The sequence below is a fragment of the Sphingobacterium sp. UBA7249 genome, from assembly GCF_002472835.1.
GTDB lineage: Bacteria > Bacteroidota > Bacteroidia > Sphingobacteriales > Sphingobacteriaceae > Sphingobacterium > Sphingobacterium prati.
In genome coordinates, this window is sequence record NZ_DKST01000001.1 from 194,404 (window position 1) to 213,758 (window position 19,355).

The 19,355-nt window shown below is 42.7% G+C and carries 9 protein-coding genes; all 9 read right to left on the minus strand.

Annotated elements, in window-relative coordinates:
* Positions 1-66: 66 nt before the first annotated feature.
* The 9 genes from B4A24_RS00765 to B4A24_RS00805 all read right to left on the minus strand — a co-directional run bounded on the left by B4A24_RS00765 (position 67) and on the right by B4A24_RS00805 (position 19,323).
* Positions 67-1,701, minus strand: coding sequence for a DUF4957 domain-containing protein (locus B4A24_RS00765; RefSeq protein WP_293941357.1), 1,635 nt, complete (start codon positions 1,699-1,701; stop codon positions 67-69).
* Between the two features lie 47 nt (positions 1,702-1,748).
* Positions 1,749-3,587: a RagB/SusD family nutrient uptake outer membrane protein gene (locus B4A24_RS00770; RefSeq protein ID WP_293941360.1), complete on the minus strand. Its 1,839-nt coding sequence runs from the start codon at positions 3,585-3,587 to the stop codon at positions 1,749-1,751.
* A gap of 7 nt (positions 3,588-3,594) precedes the next feature.
* Positions 3,595-6,831: a SusC/RagA family TonB-linked outer membrane protein gene (locus B4A24_RS00775; RefSeq protein ID WP_293941363.1), complete on the minus strand. Its 3,237-nt coding sequence runs from the start codon at positions 6,829-6,831 to the stop codon at positions 3,595-3,597.
* 385 nt (positions 6,832-7,216) lie between these two features.
* Positions 7,217-8,347 (minus strand): glycoside hydrolase family 88 protein, encoded by a 1,131-nt coding sequence (locus tag B4A24_RS00780; RefSeq protein ID WP_293941366.1) that lies wholly within the window; start codon positions 8,345-8,347, stop codon positions 7,217-7,219.
* Between the two features lie 3 nt (positions 8,348-8,350).
* The gene (locus B4A24_RS00785) at positions 8,351-10,507 is read right to left on the minus strand and encodes a hypothetical protein (RefSeq protein WP_293941369.1); all 2,157 of its coding nucleotides are present in this window, start codon (positions 10,505-10,507) and stop codon (positions 8,351-8,353) included.
* A gap of 178 nt (positions 10,508-10,685) precedes the next feature.
* Positions 10,686-14,273 (minus strand): DUF4450 domain-containing protein, encoded by a 3,588-nt coding sequence (locus B4A24_RS00790; protein ID WP_293941372.1) that lies wholly within the window; start codon positions 14,271-14,273, stop codon positions 10,686-10,688.
* A 158-nt stretch (positions 14,274-14,431) separates the two neighbouring features.
* The gene (locus tag B4A24_RS00795; protein ID WP_293941375.1) at positions 14,432-15,832 is read right to left on the minus strand and encodes a glycoside hydrolase family 28 protein; all 1,401 of its coding nucleotides are present in this window, start codon (positions 15,830-15,832) and stop codon (positions 14,432-14,434) included.
* Positions 15,833-15,963: 131 nt separating this feature from the next.
* Entirely contained in the window at positions 15,964-17,025 is a 1,062-nt protein-coding gene (locus B4A24_RS00800) for a glycoside hydrolase family protein (RefSeq protein ID WP_293941378.1), read from the minus strand.
* Between the two features lie 219 nt (positions 17,026-17,244).
* Positions 17,245-19,323 carry a RagB/SusD family nutrient uptake outer membrane protein gene (locus B4A24_RS00805; protein ID WP_293941381.1) on the minus strand — a complete coding sequence of 693 codons (2,079 nt, stop codon included), beginning with the start codon at positions 19,321-19,323 and terminating at the stop codon, positions 17,245-17,247.
* Positions 19,324-19,355: the final 32 nt, after the last annotated feature.

The following is a 19,355-nucleotide window of genomic DNA, read 5'->3' on the forward strand; positions in this document are numbered from 1 at the left end:
AGGTTTAAATGAGGTATAGATATTCCTATATAGCCGATCACTCAGCTATATAGGAATCGGTTATTCTTATGGTCTCCAGCGTGGATCGCCGGCACTGTCCTTTCCGGCAAAGCCGTTATCTTTGATCTTGAAGTTGCCAGCATCGGGATCTGTAAACAAATCCGTACTTTTCTTGGAATAATCAAGTGTGGGCAGCGGAATTAAATCAGAGGCTTCCTTCCATGTAAAATCGACCGTGCGATAATTTCCACTAACGGTAACCTGTGTGCTTGGGTTGATTCTTATTCCCCCAAGGGTCTTATTTGTCGCATTTACATCGGTCGTCTTTGGATCACCGAATATCACACCTTTGATCTCAAGCCCTCCAGTAATTGTATTCTTTGTTCCATCAAAATCTATAAAGTTACGACCAGAAAGCGGAGCACGATAAAATGTTACATTCTCCACTTTGTAGGTTCCACCAGCATTGTTTTTACTGGTTAGGAATGCATCTGCATTATAGACCGTCGAATTTTCCAATGTAAAATTATTGACTGCCGATTTATTGTCATCGACTGTTAATACAGCATAGCCTCCAATATTATAAATGATACAATTGGAAAAAGTCTGTTGCCCGACAGTGATGCCGCCTCTATACCTGGTCACTCCGCGCACATCGTGTATGATACAGTTTTCAAAAGAAAACAGATCGATAGTTGCCATTGTATTTGGGTTGAAGATATATTTACCAGCTGCATCATTACTAAATATTTCGAGGTCAACAAAGGCAAGCTTGGCAATCGTACTATTGGCTGTAATACCAAAATTAGATACTCCGCTGATGGACAATTGTGCTTTGAGCTTGATTAATGGATTATCTTCAGACATTACTGTCACTGATTTACTGAAATTAACAGCGGACGATATTTCATATGTGGCTCCCTTTTTCAATAAGATGGTCGCCCCAGTATTGGCACTTGAGATCACATCCCCCAAATTAACACTCGCTGGGTTTTCCTTGCTCAAATCGATGATTTCACCGCTCAAAGGATCTTTTGTCGTGTAATTATTTTCACCCCTAAATTTCTCACCGCTATAAAGCGCCACACGATAAGCCGTTGCTGCTTTTAGATTTTCGATCAGGATCCAGGTATCGCTGATATTTTGCGGTGTTAATGCAATTGTCTGCACGAGCGTTTCGGGAGTAGATTCGGCAGCTGCCTGAAAAACCTTGACCGTGGTCACCGCGTCACCTTCACTATTCCATTTAAACAGAATGCGGTTCACCCCGACATCCGATGAAACCGGATTAATGACGATCGTAGGAAACCGCGGAGTCTTTATTTCACCGAAATCCGCCGGTCTCGAATTTTTAGCAGCATCCGTGGGGTGTAGCGTTGTTACACGAACTTGATACAGTTGCTCCCAAAGCAGGTCGTCCACCGTCCCCCCTGTTGTGTCTACGACGTCAATTGATTTTGCTACTGTTTTAAAAGTATCTACGCTAACTTCAACTTTATAACCGCCAGCGCCCTCACTTTCCTGCCAGGCAACATCAATATAATTACCGGTGGCTACGAGTGGCCCCTTCATAGAAGGTCTAAACAAGCGTGGAGCATCACCGTCCAACTCCGCTGTCCATTCTTTTTTACAGCCCGACAGGAGCAGTGCCACTATGCCTAAAAGCATAATCGAATGCATTAAATATGATATACGTTTCATCTTAAATACGTTTTTGTTTTCCATCAATCCCATGGAAAATAACCTGATTAAAAATTATAGCCTTCATTTTTTAATGTCCCCAAACTGCTGGTCACAGTAGAACTATGCAGGGGCAATATATAGGGCGCAGGGGCCATTCCTGTATCGTCTTTATATCCCCGCCATGAGCGCAAGATGTAATCCGCGGCACGCTTTTCTTTATCGTTGTACAGCGCCTTAAGCCAAGTCAGACTAGTATATCCGTCCGGGTTATCCCCCTTTGAAGGACTGTCTTTTAATTTAGGAGGCACAAGTACCTGCTTGAATATCCCACCATACCATTCGATTGTTTTGTCTGCTTTCAAACGATAGTAAAGATTACCCGGTAAACTCGCATATGGGCCTGCTCCATTAAACGTATTTTCTCCTATCTCCATTAGTTTTTTGCGATTTTCGGCAATTTTTTTACCAAATAGATTCCATCGGATTAAATCATAATGACGAATGCATTCACCGCCTAGCTCCCAAGCGCGTTCATTAACTATCGCATTGAAAAAGGTCGCTTTACTCCCTGAAACCTGAGCCAGGTATTGGTCGACCTTATTCGCCCATGTCTCTGCTGAAAAGGCACGTTGCCGTACTTTTTTCAATGCCTCTTGGGCCTGGGACGTAGGGCCATTCAGCTCATTCTCACTTTCTGCGTACATCAGGATGACATCGGATAAGCGCATGATGGGCCAGTTAATACCTGTTCCTTTAGCCGAATTTGAACCCGATGGTGTCGGCATAAGCATTCTATTCCATTTCCCTATACCTATCCCCGTAGCACTGATCGTGGCCTGTTCTAATTTCGAATTATATTTGACGAAAGCTGCTGTCTTAGCTAATCGGGTATCCAAGGTATCAAAACTATAGACATATGCAGGGTTATAGGGCATATAACTTGAACCAGATCCATAAGGATGATCTCCCGCGTCTACAGCTACACCAATATTCCATCCAACATCGCCAAATCCGGGTGCAAAAGCAACCTCATATAAGATGTCGGTTTTATTCTCAACAATCCATTTACTCTGATTATCAAAAACATCTGCAAAGTTTGGATCCAATGTATGGCCTGATTCATCAATCACTTTTTTACTGTAGTCCTTTGCAATTTGATAATACGTCAAATAATCATCCTTACGTTTCATGGTCATATCAGGATATAGCCAATACCCACCCCGACATAGTGCAAGCCGTGCGATGAGTCCTTGCGTAAATTCACGGTTCACGGTCTCTACACCATAGGTCAACTGTGAAGCCGGTTTCATACTCGGCTCAATACTGATGAGATCTTGTATCAGGGTACTTAATATCGTATCACGCCCAGTTCGCGACAGGTATAAATTATCTCCCCCTTGTGTAGGTTTTAATTTGAATGGAATATCCCCCCAGTAATTTACCAACCAATAGTACCATAGCGCCCGGAGTGTCTTAGCTTCACCTAGTAGCTGCTTCATGTCGGCATGATGGGCAAGAGGAGACTGTTCAATTCCTTCGACAGCCAAATTAGCGCGGTTAATCGCATTATATGCGTTGTTCCAAACCGTCCGGAGATCGCCGTTACCATCCGTGGCTTCCATCGACCAGATATCCCTTCTCGAGTTTTCAGGCGCAGCTCCCACCCCGCCAACTTCAATGTCTGTATTTGGAATAAACGCGTTGGAAAGCCTGGAGGTAAAAGCATCTTGATTAAATAAAGCATAGATGCTGCTCACTCCTTTGGTTGCATCACTCACATTTGCATAGATTGTCTCTTGTGTAAAATTTGATGGTGAATCCGTATCTAAAAACTTCTCACAGGAGATCAGTCCCAGTGAAATAATCAAAGCAATATATCTTGATTTTCTAAAATATTTTCTCATGTTGTTCTTATTTAAAATTGACATTCAAACCGAAAGTAAAGGTTCTACTTTTTGGATAGGCAGAATAATCCACACCTGGTGTAAGCGCTGCATATGCGCTGCTTCGGGTCGTTGATACTTCAGGGTCATATCCGGAATACTTGGTCCATACAAAAGCATTGTAAACAGTAGCAAAGAGACGCAAAGAAGCTATTCCAACGCGTGAGGTCAATTGCTTGGGCAAGGTATAGCCTAACGTTACGTAGGAAAGCCGCAAGAATGACCCATCCTCAATGGCATCGGAAGTTAATACCGGAGACGCTGTCCCCATCGAAAATGGTGACCATACTTTGGCATCTTTATTCAGTGCTGAAAGCTCATCCAAGCCTGTTACCAACTCCCCAGCGTCGTTAATATACTTAAAGCGGTCATGGGAATTCATCCGATCCGATATATTACCGAATGTCGTCCGGTAGAGCATATTATATTGTATGCGTCCCGTGTTATAAATATCATTGCCATATACCCAGTTGAAGAAAGTGCTTAAATCAAAATTCTTATACCTTCCGTTAAGTCCTATTCCCCCTGAATGTTTGGCGAGGGCGTTTCCGATCACCTGTCGGTCTCCTTCTGCCGTGATCTTTCCGTCACCGTCTAGGTCCTTGAGCTTCATTGTACCGGGCCTGATGCCCAAGGTACCGCCAAGTATACCCTGAGACGAAGCAATTCCATCCTTAAGGGTATAGGAGCTACCACCATTGTAAGATTCAAAATCATTCGATGTATAGAAACCATCGGCAACATACCCATAAATCTGCCCGATGGTTTCACCCACATTAAAAAGGTAATCATCTTGCGATTTGAGGTCCGTACCCGCCCAGTTGGACTGGAGAATCCGTTTGTTGTTACCATCCAGTTTTTCAATTTTCGGAATATTGCGACCTATGTTAAAGGATAGCGACAGGCCATAGTCCTGCTTTTCGATCAGTGGTGCTGTCAGTCCTATTTCAATACCCTTGTTACTCGTTTCTCCAAGATTGATCAATTGCTTTGTAAAACCATTATAAGCTGGAATTTCATTGTCGATAATCAAATCTTTTGTTGTGTTTTTGTATATGTCAATGATGGCCGAAAGTTTATTGTTAAAAAGACTGAAATCTAACCCTAAATTACGCGAGACTGTTGTTTCCCATTTTAAATTGGGATTAGGCAAAGACGAGTTTAAGATATTATAATATGTCTGATTAATATCCCCGGCGCCATACGGGCGATTTTGACTAGGTCCATACAGCATTCTCCATGAATCGTTGGCGATCCGGTTATTTCCTGCCTGGCCATAGCTCAAGCGTAGCTTTAGGTCATTGATAAAATTCACATCCTTCAAAAAATCTTCTTCTTTTACCTTCCAGGCGAAAGACGCTGAAGGGAAGTAACCCCAACGCTTACCCGGAGCAAATTTGCTACTGCCGTCGGCGCGTAATGTTGCATAGAGAATATAACGATCTAAATAGGAATAATTTGCACGGCCAAAAAAGGACACGAAATCTTCGCCACGGACCTCATAAGTTTCCATTCGTTCGGGTGTGCCCAAGGCCATATTCGCGAATAAAGCCTCTGGAGCTACATTTTCATCGAAATATTTAGCTCGGTTTAAGCTGGTATTACCAGTGGTAAAACTCAATTCATGTCCCAGCAGGAGATTTAAATTATGTTTTTTATTCTTGATGGTTGTATAGTTAGCGGTATTAACAAAACGATAGATGCTCGCATTGGATAAATCAATTTGACCTAAAGGTAAATTCAAACCCACATTCCGGGATTCTCCTGTCAGCGGGCCCCAGTAGCGTTTACTGTCACCTCCACGCAGGGTGATTGCAGACTCGGAACGCAAGGTCAGATTTTTCAACGGGTTATAGGTAACGGCCGCCCCGAAACTAAAATCACGGGTTTTCCGTTGTCGGTAATCTTGTTTGGCGAGTTCAACAGGATTGATCAGGCTACGAAGAAAGTTATCGTAATCGTCTTCTCCATCGACGATGGTGGTAGGATCGATAACCATGTGATCTACCAAACCATTGATCGGCCTGGTCTGGATACCATCTGAAATACGGACGCTTGACGTTCCCGATGTTCCGGCACCATCGATCACATTATTGGTATACCGGGCGGAAAGATCCAATTTGAGGTTTTTATAAAGCTCATGATTCAATTTAAAGTTGAAGTAATAGCGTTTCTGTCCGGAATTCAGCATCAATCCTTCGTCCTTATTATAGGTATTGTTAAACCCCCATTTTGTTTTCTCGGTACCACCAGATATGGAGAGATTGTGCTGACTTGAGCGTACGGCTCCCCCAAAAAGCTGATCTTGCCAATTGGTACCGGCCTGATATTTATATAATTCTAAGTCATCGTATTCGCCAAAGAATTTTTTAAAGTTGGTATACTCGCTCGACGTTGTTCCGCGAATCATTCCATATTCATAATGCAGGAGGGCAAATTCATAGGGCGAGAGTACCCCCAATTCCTTGGGCATATACTTACTTTGAAAAAAGTTATTATAATTGATGCTAGTCTTGCCGGCCTTAGGTGTCTTGGTGGTCACAATAACAACACCATTTGCTCCTTTGGAACCATAAATTGCTGTTGATGAGGCATCTTTTAGTACATCAATGGATTCGATATCCGAAGCAGAGATATCATTGAGGTTATTGACAATAAACCCATCGACTATGTAAAGGGGGGCATTATCCTGCGTAATTGAACCACCTCCGCGTACCCGAATAACGATCTCCGCCCCCGGAGCACCATCCACAGTGGTGACCTGTACCCCTGGCAGCCGACCGGTCAATGCTTCGGCAACATTGACCACAGGCGCTTTCTCCAATTCCTTTCCTTTGATCGAACTCACTGCACCCGCAAGATCCTTACGCGAGACAGTACCATAGCCAATGACAACAACCTCATCAAGTCCACGCGCATCTTCCTGTAGGGTTACAATAATATTATTTCCGGAGGCAGCTGGCTTTTCTGCTCGAATAAATCCTACAGAAGAAAAAACTAGGGTATCCTGGAGAGAGCCAACGGCAATAGTGTATTGTCCATCTTTGTTGGTACTTGCCTGCTTGCTTTTGCCTTTTATGCTGACCGTTACCCCCGACATCGGTTTTGCATCAGGGCCATAGACTGTCCCCACAATTTTCTTCTCCTGAGCCAAGGCGACTTGTGCCACAGAAATCAGAAACAACAAGGTTTTGATTTTTCTCATAATTAAGTTACTATATTAAATTGGTTATTATTTTATTCGTGAATTACTTCACAGCCGTGTTAGCTGTTATCGCTTCGTTTTAATACCGCTTGGTAATTCTTTTAATAAAATTTACAGCAAATTTCAATTGGTTATTCTTGTAATTCGTTTAAACAATATTAAATGAAAACAGGCTTGATACCATAGAATTGTACGATTAAAATTACGCAAACGATGCCGGCAACGTTTGCAGGACAGTTCAGGACAGTTGATGGTAACAACCGGTTGCATAAAAAAGGCGCACCTCAAAATGAAGTGCGCCTTTTTAGCTCAAATAAGCGGAATGAAAGTTGCCTCCTGCGATTAGACTACCCTAAATCTGCTGCACTCGGCGTAATAAGACAGCTTATTTTTTCGCAAGTTTATATATTTCAGTTCCCGCCAAGAGGAAGCAACCAAGCCCATAATCCTCAAAATCCGGTACTTTGTCAGCAGTGACCGGTTGTCCATCCTTCGGCTCTTTTCCTGTAGATTGCACGTATCCTAAGAAACCATTTGGTTGTAATGATTCCTTTGAGATTGCCTTCCAACCTTTTGCTACTGCTGGCAAAAAGTCCGTTTTCGATAGATGCCCATTATTTATCCCCCAGGACATTCCATACACAAATAACGCCGTACCTGAAGTTTCTTTTCCGCCAAAATGATTTGGATCATGCAAACTTACATTCCAAAAACCATCAGTTCTTTGCAAGGGGAGCAATGCTTTCGCTAATTTTTGGAAATCATCCAGATATTCCATGTAATGTGCATCTGTCTTCGGTAATTCCTGAAGCACCAAAGCCAAGGCAGCGAGGACCCAGCCATTTCCGCGCGCCCAATAACAATCTTCACCATTAGGTTCGGCATAGGGCGGTATAAAATCCTTATCGCGCCACCACAGGTTATCTTTCGGATTAAAGAGACCATGTCCTCCTTCCTGATATTTAATATGACTGTACATCTTATACATATAGTCAAAATATTTGGTATCATTTAACGTTACGCCCAGTTTGACAAAGATCGGCATCGCCATTTGGATGGCATCTATCCAGGTCCAATCATTATATCGTCCACTGTTAATGACAGCATCTATATTTGCTTTAATCGCTGCCAGGCGTTCAGGTTTGGGATCAATACGATATAAATCAATATAGGTCATCCCACAGTTCTGATTATCTGCATGTCGCGTATACACTTCACCGCGGACAGGTTTCCAATGATGCTTTTCACCCCATTCTACCGAATAATCATAATAGCGTTTTTGATTATCGATTTTATAAAATGCCATAAGTCCTTCATAATACACACCGCGGGTCCAAATATTGGCTGGTCTTTCTTTATTTGTAATGATGGTTTTGACCGGATCTGGCCATTTCTTCATAAAATAATCGTTGGCGGATCGCAACTGTTCGACAATCGTCGACTTCGCAGGTATATTTTGAGCCAGGGCCTCCAGCGTAGTATAAGCCAACAACACTACTAATATAAATTTCTTCATATTTTAAGGCATTTTTTTAAATCCTTCTTTTTTTATAACCCATGAGCCGTCTTTTGGGAATCCTGGCAAATCACCTGTGGAAGCATCCCACCCTTCAAGCATCATCGCTACGGTCGTTAAAACGCCACCATTACCCGGCAGATAGATCCGTAAGCGTCCATCTTGATAATTATGACCGTTCTTGAGATATGTATTGGTTTGAACATTCATAAATAGGGCATCCAAGGCCTGATGAGGCAGATCCAGACGCGCAGCATTCATTGCTGTCATTGGAAAGTCCCAACCCCAGGTTTTTTCCCAATGCCATTTCTTTAAAACGATATCCAATGTATTTTTCATCACGCTTTTATTTAATTTAGGGGATTCAGGTACCATTCCCAAAGCACCCAATACCGCAGGATGGTCAGTCATCCACCGATCAAAAGTATAGGAGTCAGGAGTAGTTTCAGTCGCCAGGTATACCTTATCTTTTATTGGTAGTGGAGCCAGCTTTTCAATAACTTCATCCCATTTGGCGACCCTAGGTTCCCCCAGACGTTCCTTCCATTCTTGGGCGACGCGAAGTGCCCAATCCCAATAAGCGACCTCGTAAGTAGGATTCATTGTTTCGGAAGCTTTAAAAACTTCTTGAGCCGGGATGACACCTTTACCGACATTATATCGACCAGTGGTCTTATCGTAATGTGCAAAATCAGCCATAAAATCTGCTGTTGCGAAAACCAGATCCTTGTATTTCTTTAAGACAGCCGAACTCTTTTTATCCCGATAGGCCAATTCTGTCATATAGATAATATGTGGCTGCTGCCAAACTAAAAATGCAGCAACTGATGAAGGGCTTTCATTCCCTTCATTATCGGACATTTTGATCCATCTGACCCCTTGATATCCTTGCCTTTTCGCTAGTTCTCTGGCTTTTTCAAAAGTCCGAAAATAATAGTCCAGTGTTTTTTCCATAATCTCAAGGCGCCCCCAGAGTGCGAAATGGACGGCATGCCACCAATGCATTTCTGTGTGCGGCTTACCATACCAACTATTAAAGGTGAGTCCTGTCTCTTGTGGTGGGTTACTTCCACCACATTGGACTTTTGTCAGATATTGGGAAAGCACTACCCGCCTTTCTAATTCATTGGCTCTCGGATCTTTACTTCCGGCAAAATCGACGGCAGCCCCACTTTCCCAAAAATGCTTCCAGGATGCTGTACTTTCACGTGCTGCATCCGTATAGCTATGGCCATCATGATCAAATTTATCTGTGGCAGCGAATGCAAATGAAAAATCAAATTCCTGGAGTCCCGCTGCTGGTTGGTACACGAAATAGTGCGGATCTGTATTTTTTATCGTTCCTTGGGAATAATCCAGTTTCGTAAAATAATCTGTTCCCTGCAGCTGATGATTGATAACCGCAGATCTGGTCGATTCAGCTACAATCGACGTGCTATGGCTATCTACCTGACCATAATGGGTACCTTCATCCAAAAATTTCCCACTTGGATAAGGATAGTGTACAAATACCTTAAGTCTTTGCGCTGCGATCAATGGGGAAACGACATGGACAGCTATCCGATCACTTCCTTGGTGCGATGCTGTTTTCACAACAACTGGCTCACCTTCAACACGAAACTCACTCGTAATAATCCCCGTCCAAAGATCTAACTGCTGCTTGATTTGCTGAATATCATTTACAGTCACGCGTTGCCCATTTTTCAGATAAAGCTCCAAACCAACATTGCCCAGCTGCAAACGATGCTTATTCTCTCTAAAATAATTTACCGCCCGGACGTTGCGCTCGGGCTCTTTCAACTGAATACTATACTTCGCATCTCGTCCTTCATTGTTAAAATCATAGGACTTCAATGTTTCTTCGAATGTATAATTATCTGTATTGGGAAATGAGTCCCAGCCCCATTCAGATTGTGTTCCTAATGATACCCCATTTTTATAGTATACAGGGAATGTCTGCATACCCGTAGCATCAACGGTGTAGGCGAAGGTACCATTACCTACAGTAAGCGAGGCTAATGTATCCATGGTTTGGTTAAATACATTATGTCTTTTGACGACGCTTTCACGATTAATTTTTGTTCCTTGTTGTGCTTTGATCAACATCGGAAAAAATACGCTTGCAAGGCCTATGAAAATAACGCAAAATTTCTTTTTCATCCGTATAAATTATTTATATGTGTTGGACTCATCAGTATAAATGAGCTTGTTTACGCATTAAATTAGTATTTTAAAGTTCGTGAACTCACTTCGTTTGCTGCACTCGGCTTGAACAAATCATAATGGTTTCATCTATTCGATTTTTTAAACATATTTTATTCTCAATATGACAATTCATCTACCGCATCAAAGTGAGGCTTATCAGACCAATGACCGCATCATTTGCCACGGCTATCAGCTCCAACGATTGCAACGTTTTTTTTCTATTCAATGGTAGGTCCAATAAGGTCGCAGCTCCGCCATCAATGGCACGATTACTATATCCCTTGATTTCCGTATAATGTTTCCAGGTCCCGCCTTTATAAAGCGCTCCTGATTGCAAGCTGATTCGATAAGGAACTCGCTCGTCCGGGATTTCAAAGGCATAGTTATCATCCAGATAGTCTTGTTCTATCGGCCACCAATTGATGGGGTTAACCAAATCAAGCGTATCGGAAGTTCCATCTTTGTAATTGACCTTAATCTTCGCGTTTACAAATTGTGATTGCATCGGATTTGTGGAACCAGACATCAGGAGATACATTTTTCGGGCATGACCTTCCAAAGGTATCGTGACACTTGTTGGATAGTTGTCCCATTGGCTGACAAAGACCACGTTTTTGGTATCACTGTTTATCTTGAACGGGATACCTAAGTATTTTAAACTATCCTGCTTGTTTCGTTCCATGATTCCTACATCATCGATATTCGCGGTAGTCAATGGATAGCACCAGTTGCCTATCCCTTGCCAAGGGAGTTGCAGGGTAGGACCTTCTGGCCTCGGCGAAAGATATTTCTGTTGAAAGATGTCCGTCAAACGTGCATTGTAATAGTTTGATAAATTTTCTTCCAAAAAATTTGGTTTATCGTGGATACTCCAATCGCAATAATCTACTTTTTGACGATAAGCTCCCGTAGTCACGTAAAAACTGTTTGTTCCTTTTGAAAAGATGCTGGCGGGAAGCATCAATTCTCCTGTTTCTCCCGAGCGCACATTTAAGGCCGCTTGAAAATCGTTATGAGCAATCGCCAGTTGTTGCGGCTGATCCGAACGATTTTCTATGGCGAGGTAATAGTTTGCCTCTTTGTGTACAATAGTCGATTTTAATGGCGGCAATAGACGAATATCAACAGCTTGCCACCAAACCATATCATCCTGCTGGAGCTTCACAAAGAAAGTTCCTACACGCTCCTGCTGAACAAACGAAAATTTATGACCTATCCTATTTTGGATCATCCCCTGTGGATCATAACAATCCAACAACTTTATATTCTTAGTTAGGGGAAATGACCATTGGTCGGTAAATACGCGTTCTACGTTTTTCGTATCTATTTTTTCGAGCTTTCCTGCTCCTGTTATCCTGATGTCAAAATTTTCGGCAGGCTCAGACTCAATAACAATAAATGCTTTGTTAATGGCAGAAGACTTCAATGACCACTTTACCCTTTTCCCATTGACTTCAACAGCATTCACCTGTGCAAACTCAACGGGGATTTCCAACGAGAGCTTTAAAGGTATTGCATAATTTGTCTTAAGCTGGAATGTAATCGCTGTTTCATCTTTTTTATACTTGCAACTCCATTCCGGCAATTCGATCTCCGCGAAATTCCACGACGCTGGAAATCCAGGTTTAATGAATAATTGCTGATCCAACAAACGTGGATGTACACCAAATAACCCTTCAACTAATGTACGTGATGCAACCCCAATGGGGTCTGCAAAATCCCGATATAATTCACCACGGAAGGCATCATAATGTGACAGTTGCTGAAAATTGCCCGGACTAATCCCATGGTACATGCTTTCCATAATATTACTCTTCCATAGCTGATACGCATCATCTGCCCGACCCGCTTGCCAATAGGCGAGCGCCGTCTGTAGATTTTCTGCCAAAGCAACATTATTGGTAGACCAGGTATAGGGTTGCCAGGAGGTCGTTGCCAGTGTGTAAAGATTATCCTGTTCCTGTCCTTTTACCTGAATAGGAATTTTAGGTATGTGATTATCTACATATTGGAGATTTTGATAATTTTCAAAATCATCCAATATAGCAGCGTCCGCGGCATGATAAATCGTCCAGAGACCGGCGTTTTCGTGTACCAGTTTATTTCCCAACGCATCTTGGAACTCTGCAAAATAACCTTTTTCTTTTAACCAAAGTCGATCTTTTAAGGCTTTTTTGATCTTATCTGCCTCCCGCTGATAAGGCGTAGCGTCTTCGCCTATTACCTGCGCTAGCTTGGCCATCATTTGATTAGCCCTATACATATAGGAAGTCGTATGCGTGACACCTCCTCCAGAATATTGTAGTCCGTCACTGGCCCAGATCGCACAATAAGCATCATATAAACCATCATTGTCCCGATCAAAATTGCGCTTTTCCCAATGGAGATGCCGGGTCAGTGTGGGCCACATTTGTTTGAGATAGGCAATATCTCCTGTATAATTAAAATGCGACAGCAGTTGGTCGATAAAGACCAGATTCATGTCGTAATGATGGGGTACTTTGTTATTATTGGGATTTCTAGCAATATAGCCACTGGAAAACATCGATGTTCCCATCTTTTCCAGATGCCGTACCAAATGCAGGGCCGTATCCATCACAACTGGACCCGTACTAGGTTCAATCACCTGCGAATTGGCATAACTCGAAAAATGTTCTTTCGCTCTGTCATGCCATCCCAACGCGTCAGCGGTATAAGCTCCTCGCCAGGCATTCAAGCGCATTCGCCAGGCCACAGCACCATGCAAAAAGGTCGGCGATTCCCAAATACCATCGGAAGCGATGGCTAGCGCTGTCGCAAAATTATTGATGTAACGATCAGGCGTGTTTAATTTAACCCGGCTCGTCAAAGAAAGCCTGGCCTGCTCCGCCTCTTCGTAAATTATTTCCAATGCATGTACAGCGGGTTTTTCGGCAGAAAGTTTACCTTTTGAGATCTCGATATAGAACGGCTTACTGTCCAAATTATACTCCCCGACAAGCATGGGTTTGTCCAGATGCTTCGTTTTGGTTAAGTTCGACAGGTTCTCCAATGCTGAAGCATCCGAGACGTGTAGTTTGGATAGCCCTGAAAAACTTCCCTGAATAAACTGCGGTTCATTTTTCTTATTTTGATAACTCAATCCAAAACGATTTTTCTCCAGTGTATAGCGGTTATTTTCACAATAGGCAGGAAGAAGGTAAAATCCGGATTCTGGATCTGCTCCGATGTCTCCATTTCTGCTAAAGGTTTTTCCGCTGGCACCACCATAAACAGCATAGAGCTGTGCTTCGGGTCCGATGTCTGTGCCCTGGAGTTTTACAATCATTCCTTCGGCATTGGCCTGCGCCATCACAATGATATCTAAAAACCCGTTTCCCAATAAAGCATCTTTGATGCGATAGCACATCGCCCCCGGCCGATATCTTGTCTCGATATGGTCGGCATCTATCATTTTCTTACGCGCCTGTTTATTGCCTAGGATAAATTGCAGATTTCCACCCATCCCGGGCATATATAATGCAAACTCCGGTAAATCTCCGGCTTCGACCCTTGATGCCAAATTATTACCATAAAGTGCCCGATTGAATCGATATCGTCCATTCACCAGCAAAAAGTCACCTTGATCTTCGGTATAATGCAATACACGATCATTATGTTGCCAATGTTTAGATTGGGCAGCAGTCTCCTGTAGTACAATACCTGCTAAAAAACAGAAAAGAATCAAGCTCCTTCGTTTCATATAAATAATTGTTTCATGAGCTCGCTGGGCTCAATTTGTTTATCCATGAGTTTATTATCCCTTTCAGGCATTTATTGCGGTCCTCTGCAGTTTTAATGGCGCTCATGCTCCTGCGTGATCATCCGCGATTCTCCATACTAAACACAGATTATTCCACATCAATCAAAAGACTTTAGCTCTTTTCCATTGACAATGACATTCTTTAATGAAACATTCTTTAGGTAATCCACTTTGAATGCTTCTTTTACGCCGTCAATTTTACAATTGACCATTGTAAAATCAGTCACAGGCGAAGTCTCATATGCCGTTGATAACACAGCGTATTTCCCTCCGCCTTTGACTTGAAGATTTTCGACCCAGATGTTACGGATTGTCGGAATATGTTTCCCGGGTTTTTCATAAAACATATTGAAACGTACCGCCGCTTCCTTATACTGTCCCACCTGCGTGTTATAAAAGAATACGTTTTCGATGATACCACCTCTACTGGAACTGGTTTTTATCCTCAAGGCACGATCCAGATTGGGACTATCCATCACATTGTTAAGTGCATAGATATTTCTGGCTCCGCCTGCAATTTCGCTACCGATAACGACACCGCCATGACCATCCTTCATTTCACAATTTTCGATGATGTGATTTTCTGCGGGCCGGCCAATATTACGCCCATCTTCATCTCGCCCCGACTTAATGGCGATGCAGTCGTCGCCCGTATCGAAATAACAATTTCTGATCCATACATTTTTACTTGCCTCAGGGTCACAACCATCATTATTAGGTCCATGGCTAACCACCTTTACACCTTCGATCAATACATTCTCACACAAGACAGGATTCAGATTCCACATGGGGGAATTAATCAGCTTGACATCAGCAATCCAAACATTCTTGCATAAATAAGGTTGAACAAAATTAGGCCGAAGGAAATTTCCGTCCCCGAATACTCTTTTATTCGGATCCATTTCCTGAGCCATCTGTTGGTGTAAGATTGCCCGGGCCGGCTTTTGTTCGCCAGGACGGCCTTCGTGCCAGCCATATTTACGGGCACCGCACCAATACCACCAATGATCATTGTCAGCATTTCCATCCAGTAATCCTTTTCCCGTAATCGCAATATTTTCTTCTTTATACGCATAGATAAAGGGAGAAAAATTGATACACTCCATTCCTTCCCAACGAGTGAATACCATCGGATAATCTGCACTATCTCTACTAAAGAGCACCGTTGCACCCTCGCTGATATGAAGGTTGACATTACTTTTCAAATAAATGGCACCAGTCAGGTATACTCCTTTAGGAACAACCACCCGTCCTCCCCCCTGCTTATTACAAGCTTCAATCGCTTTTTTAAAGGCTATGGTATTTTTTGTCCTGCCATCTCCAATTGCACCGAAATCAGCGATGGAATAATCTTTATTTTTGAATTTAGGAGCCACAATGATCTTTTTGAGCTGTTCAATTTCCTTTAACGGTTGCTGGGCACTCGTCCAGGTTTTCTGTTGTGCTTGACTTGCGACGCATGCAAAAAGTGCGAGCAGCATACTAAAAATCTTTTTCATGGGTATATAATTGTTTCTTGTTATCATTGTTATATCAGCTTACAGGTTTAGTGCACAAGCATCCGTCTTCAGCATACAGAGCACAAATTTGCAGTTCGTTTCTCAAACTAAGCATGACGATGGCATATTCCTCACACGATCTCAAAAACAAAAGTTGTCGAGGTCCCAGCTACACCACCTTGGGTTGCTCCAAATAGGAAACGAGGTTTATCTGTTATTTTATCCATTAAAATCATGGGCCGTTCCAGTCGACCAAACCGTTTCAAATTTGCCGGTGGTGGCGGTTCCTGAACATATTCAGCTAAATTTAAATACGCTACTTTCGGTCCGGACCATTTCAACCCATCTGATGATGTTAAGATTAGGCCATATTCATGATTATAAAACCCCATATCCCTTGCGATTAAGCAATACTTTCCGTCTCGTTTCCAGACGAACGCGTCTTCAAGCTGGGCATTATTGGGCCGATCCGAAAAATCAATCACTGGAGATTCCGATACTTTTAGATATGGTCCCAAAGGGTGATCTGCTTTGGCCAACCCATATTTTCGATTTCCCCTGACAGGACCTTTATCACGTAAGTATTCAGCTGTATTCCAAGATTTATAATACAGCCAAAATTTACCATCATCGCCTTTTAAGAATGCTGGATTTGTGGTGCAGTGGTCATCCCACGCTCCTTCTGGTCCGGGCAATAAGATCGGATGATCACTCCGTTTCCAAGGCCCATCCAAGCTTTTCGATGTTGCCACTCCTATCCTTTTCGTATCTGTCTTTCCATTGGAATTTCCCATATAAAAGAGATAATAGGTATCCGCTATTTTCTTTATAAGCGGATTGTGGCAAGTCGTACTATCCCAAAAACCCTCCCGAGGTTGTAGAACAATATCCTTATGTTTGAATGCTTCGTAGGGAGAATCGGCAATAGCATGGGCTATTTCAGAACCTTTGATCCAGCCCCCCATTCCTTTTTCCTTTCGCCAACGCGAATAAAAAAGATGGACTTTCCCATCCTCGCCCCAAATCGGTGATGAACACCAAATAAAATAATCCTTTAATTGTAATGACCGACCAATCGGTTTCAATTTGAAATAGGGCGACTCTATCCTACCTTTTTGACCCCATGTACCTAAGGGGAGCAAGGTTGTCATCCACAAAAATGCATTTGACTTTAAGAAGACTCTTCTATCCATTTGAACATTCCCTTCCGTTGATTTACAATTTGGTTTAAATAGATCCGAAATGTTTACACGAATCAAGCCGTAAGATAATAAAACGAGTCAAGCCACCTATCCTGCGCTATCCTGCAACCGATTGCAAGCCAATATTTATAAAGGTTACATAGGTATGTAAAAAAAAACTACCCATTCTAGTACAGAACAGGTAGATTCACGTTTATTATATTCACTAAATTAATAGCCTGGATTTTGCATAGCTTGTTTTTCTGCTGGTGTCAATGCAGCACCACTTTCACTGGTCGTTGCATCCAAGAAAGACTGCGGAATCGGTCGATAGTAATGTGTATTCGGACTGAAGGCTGTATTTCCTCGTACATAACCATCATTAAACGCTTTCCACCTGGCCTCCAATGTTTTGGTACGTGCCAAATCTTCCCATCGGTAGAGTTCACCACATAATTCCCGTGTACGTTCATTCAATAGGAAAGCCATCATTTTCTGCGCATTGCTTGCCGCACCCAATTTCTCATAGATCGGAGCATCGACTTTCGAATTATAAATATCAGCGACCGAATTAATCAGCATTTGTGATTCGGATGAAGCTGTTGTCTTGGCCATATCGTTATTGGATTCATAGTAGGAGTTTCCTTCCCAATAAATTGCACCCTCAGCCGAAAAGCCACCTCCTTTGCCGACGGCATACGAATTATTCTTGTAAGCTTGTCCGCCGTCGACATGCTTCGCACGGTCTTCACCATTTTTATAACCGGCCCGATTACGTAATTTATTAATCCATTGTATTGCATTGGCGTACTGACCTTCCCCCTTACGGATATACGCTTCGGCCACCATCAATACATCTTCGGCCGAACGTGCCATAATAACATCACGCGTACCATTGGCAGATGCTATACTCACCCGATAACCGTCTCTGAACTTTGAGAGCGCCACATAACGTGATTGTACGCCATAGTAGCCATTATTTCCATGCTGGCCCACCCAAGCTTGTTGTTCTCCCTGGAAATAACGCACAAAAGTATGTGTATTTTGCATCACACCATTTTTAAGCACTCCAGTCGCATCACTGGCCACTGCTTTATAACGCGTATCGCCAGCATTATTCACAATATACTTAATCCCTAGTTCACCACCTTTAAAACGTTTTGTCCCCACAACGGTTCCTTCTGGGCCCAGCAGTGCATTTGTTGCTGTCCATGTTGGCGCATTAGCGGTATTATTGGCTCCATACATCGTAATAAAGGACTTCCAAAAACGGGAGTCGTTGACCCGATCAAAGACATCCAAGGTATAATTTGTCGTACGCGCGTACGAGAATTCGCGATCACCGGAGATATCGCGGCTTGTTCCACCTAAATCTTGATAAACTGCAGGATAATAAAGGTGGATCTGATTTCCGTAACGTCCCCAGGTCGCCTGGTCGTCCGAGAATTGTGCCGACAGAACAACCTCCGACACCTTTTCATTGGCACTATTGGCTTTTTGGTAATCCCATAATTTGACATAATCATCAACCAAAGGATGCGCTGCAACAACTTCAGTTCCGTATTTAATGACCGCGTCCAAATCTTCTGCAGTGTACTTTGCATTCCAGGACGCGTATAACTCACTCGCACGGGTCAATCTTGCTTTGGCAATGTAATGTGCCGCAGCGGATTTGGTGACCCGTCCAAATTCGGTAGCCGACGCAGGCAACAGCGTGTAGGCCTGCTCAAGATCGGCAATAGCCTGTGCAAAACAGGCATCTTCCGAAGCCCGCGTGAAATAGGATTCTACTTTTGTTGTTGGTGTCAATTTGAGTGGAACTCCACCAAACTGTACAATCAATTGCAAGTAGAAATAGCCCCTCATAAAATAACCTTCGCCGAGACGGGTGTTATAATTGGCATTTGATTTATCATAATATAAGGGTACATTTTGAATCAAGGTATTAGCCGATTCGATCCCACTATACATATTATCAAACACGGGTTGGATATTTCCGCCTCCATAGGTTGACTCGGTCGGATTTAAGTCCATACTATAACTATTAAAGCTGGGGGAGGGATTATTTGCGTCTGTAAACTCGTCCACACCCAAATTGAACAAAGCCATGCCCCAGGTATAATTATACTTAAATTTCAGTTTAGAGTAAACTCCTGTTGCCAAATCATCCAATCCAGCTTGAGTTTTAAAGTATTCTGTATCTGGTATGGTAATCTGATCCTCTTTTAAAAAGTCTTTGCTACATCCATTCAATACCAGCAATCCAGCGGCACCAAAGATGGAAGCAATTAATATTTTATAATTTTTCATTAAAATGAATTTATACGTTAAACTTTACGTTC

Coding starts and splice junctions, on each gene's coding strand:
- B4A24_RS00765 (WP_293941357.1), bottom strand. CDS start 1,701: ATGAAACGTATATCATATTTAATGCATTCGATTATGCTTTTAGGCATA.
- B4A24_RS00770 (WP_293941360.1), bottom strand. CDS start 3,587: ATGAGAAAATATTTTAGAAAATCAAGATATATTGCTTTGATTATTTCA.
- B4A24_RS00775 (WP_293941363.1), bottom strand. CDS start 6,831: ATGAGAAAAATCAAAACCTTGTTGTTTCTGATTTCTGTGGCACAAGTC.
- B4A24_RS00780 (WP_293941366.1), bottom strand. CDS start 8,347: ATGAAGAAATTTATATTAGTAGTGTTGTTGGCTTATACTACGCTGGAG.
- B4A24_RS00785 (WP_293941369.1), bottom strand. CDS start 10,507: ATGAAAAAGAAATTTTGCGTTATTTTCATAGGCCTTGCAAGCGTATTT.
- B4A24_RS00790 (WP_293941372.1), bottom strand. CDS start 14,273: ATGAAACGAAGGAGCTTGATTCTTTTCTGTTTTTTAGCAGGTATTGTA.
- B4A24_RS00795 (WP_293941375.1), bottom strand. CDS start 15,832: ATGAAAAAGATTTTTAGTATGCTGCTCGCACTTTTTGCATGCGTCGCA.
- B4A24_RS00800 (WP_293941378.1), bottom strand. CDS start 17,025: ATGGATAGAAGAGTCTTCTTAAAGTCAAATGCATTTTTGTGGATGACA.
- B4A24_RS00805 (WP_293941381.1), bottom strand. CDS start 19,323: ATGAAAAATTATAAAATATTAATTGCTTCCATCTTTGGTGCCGCTGGA.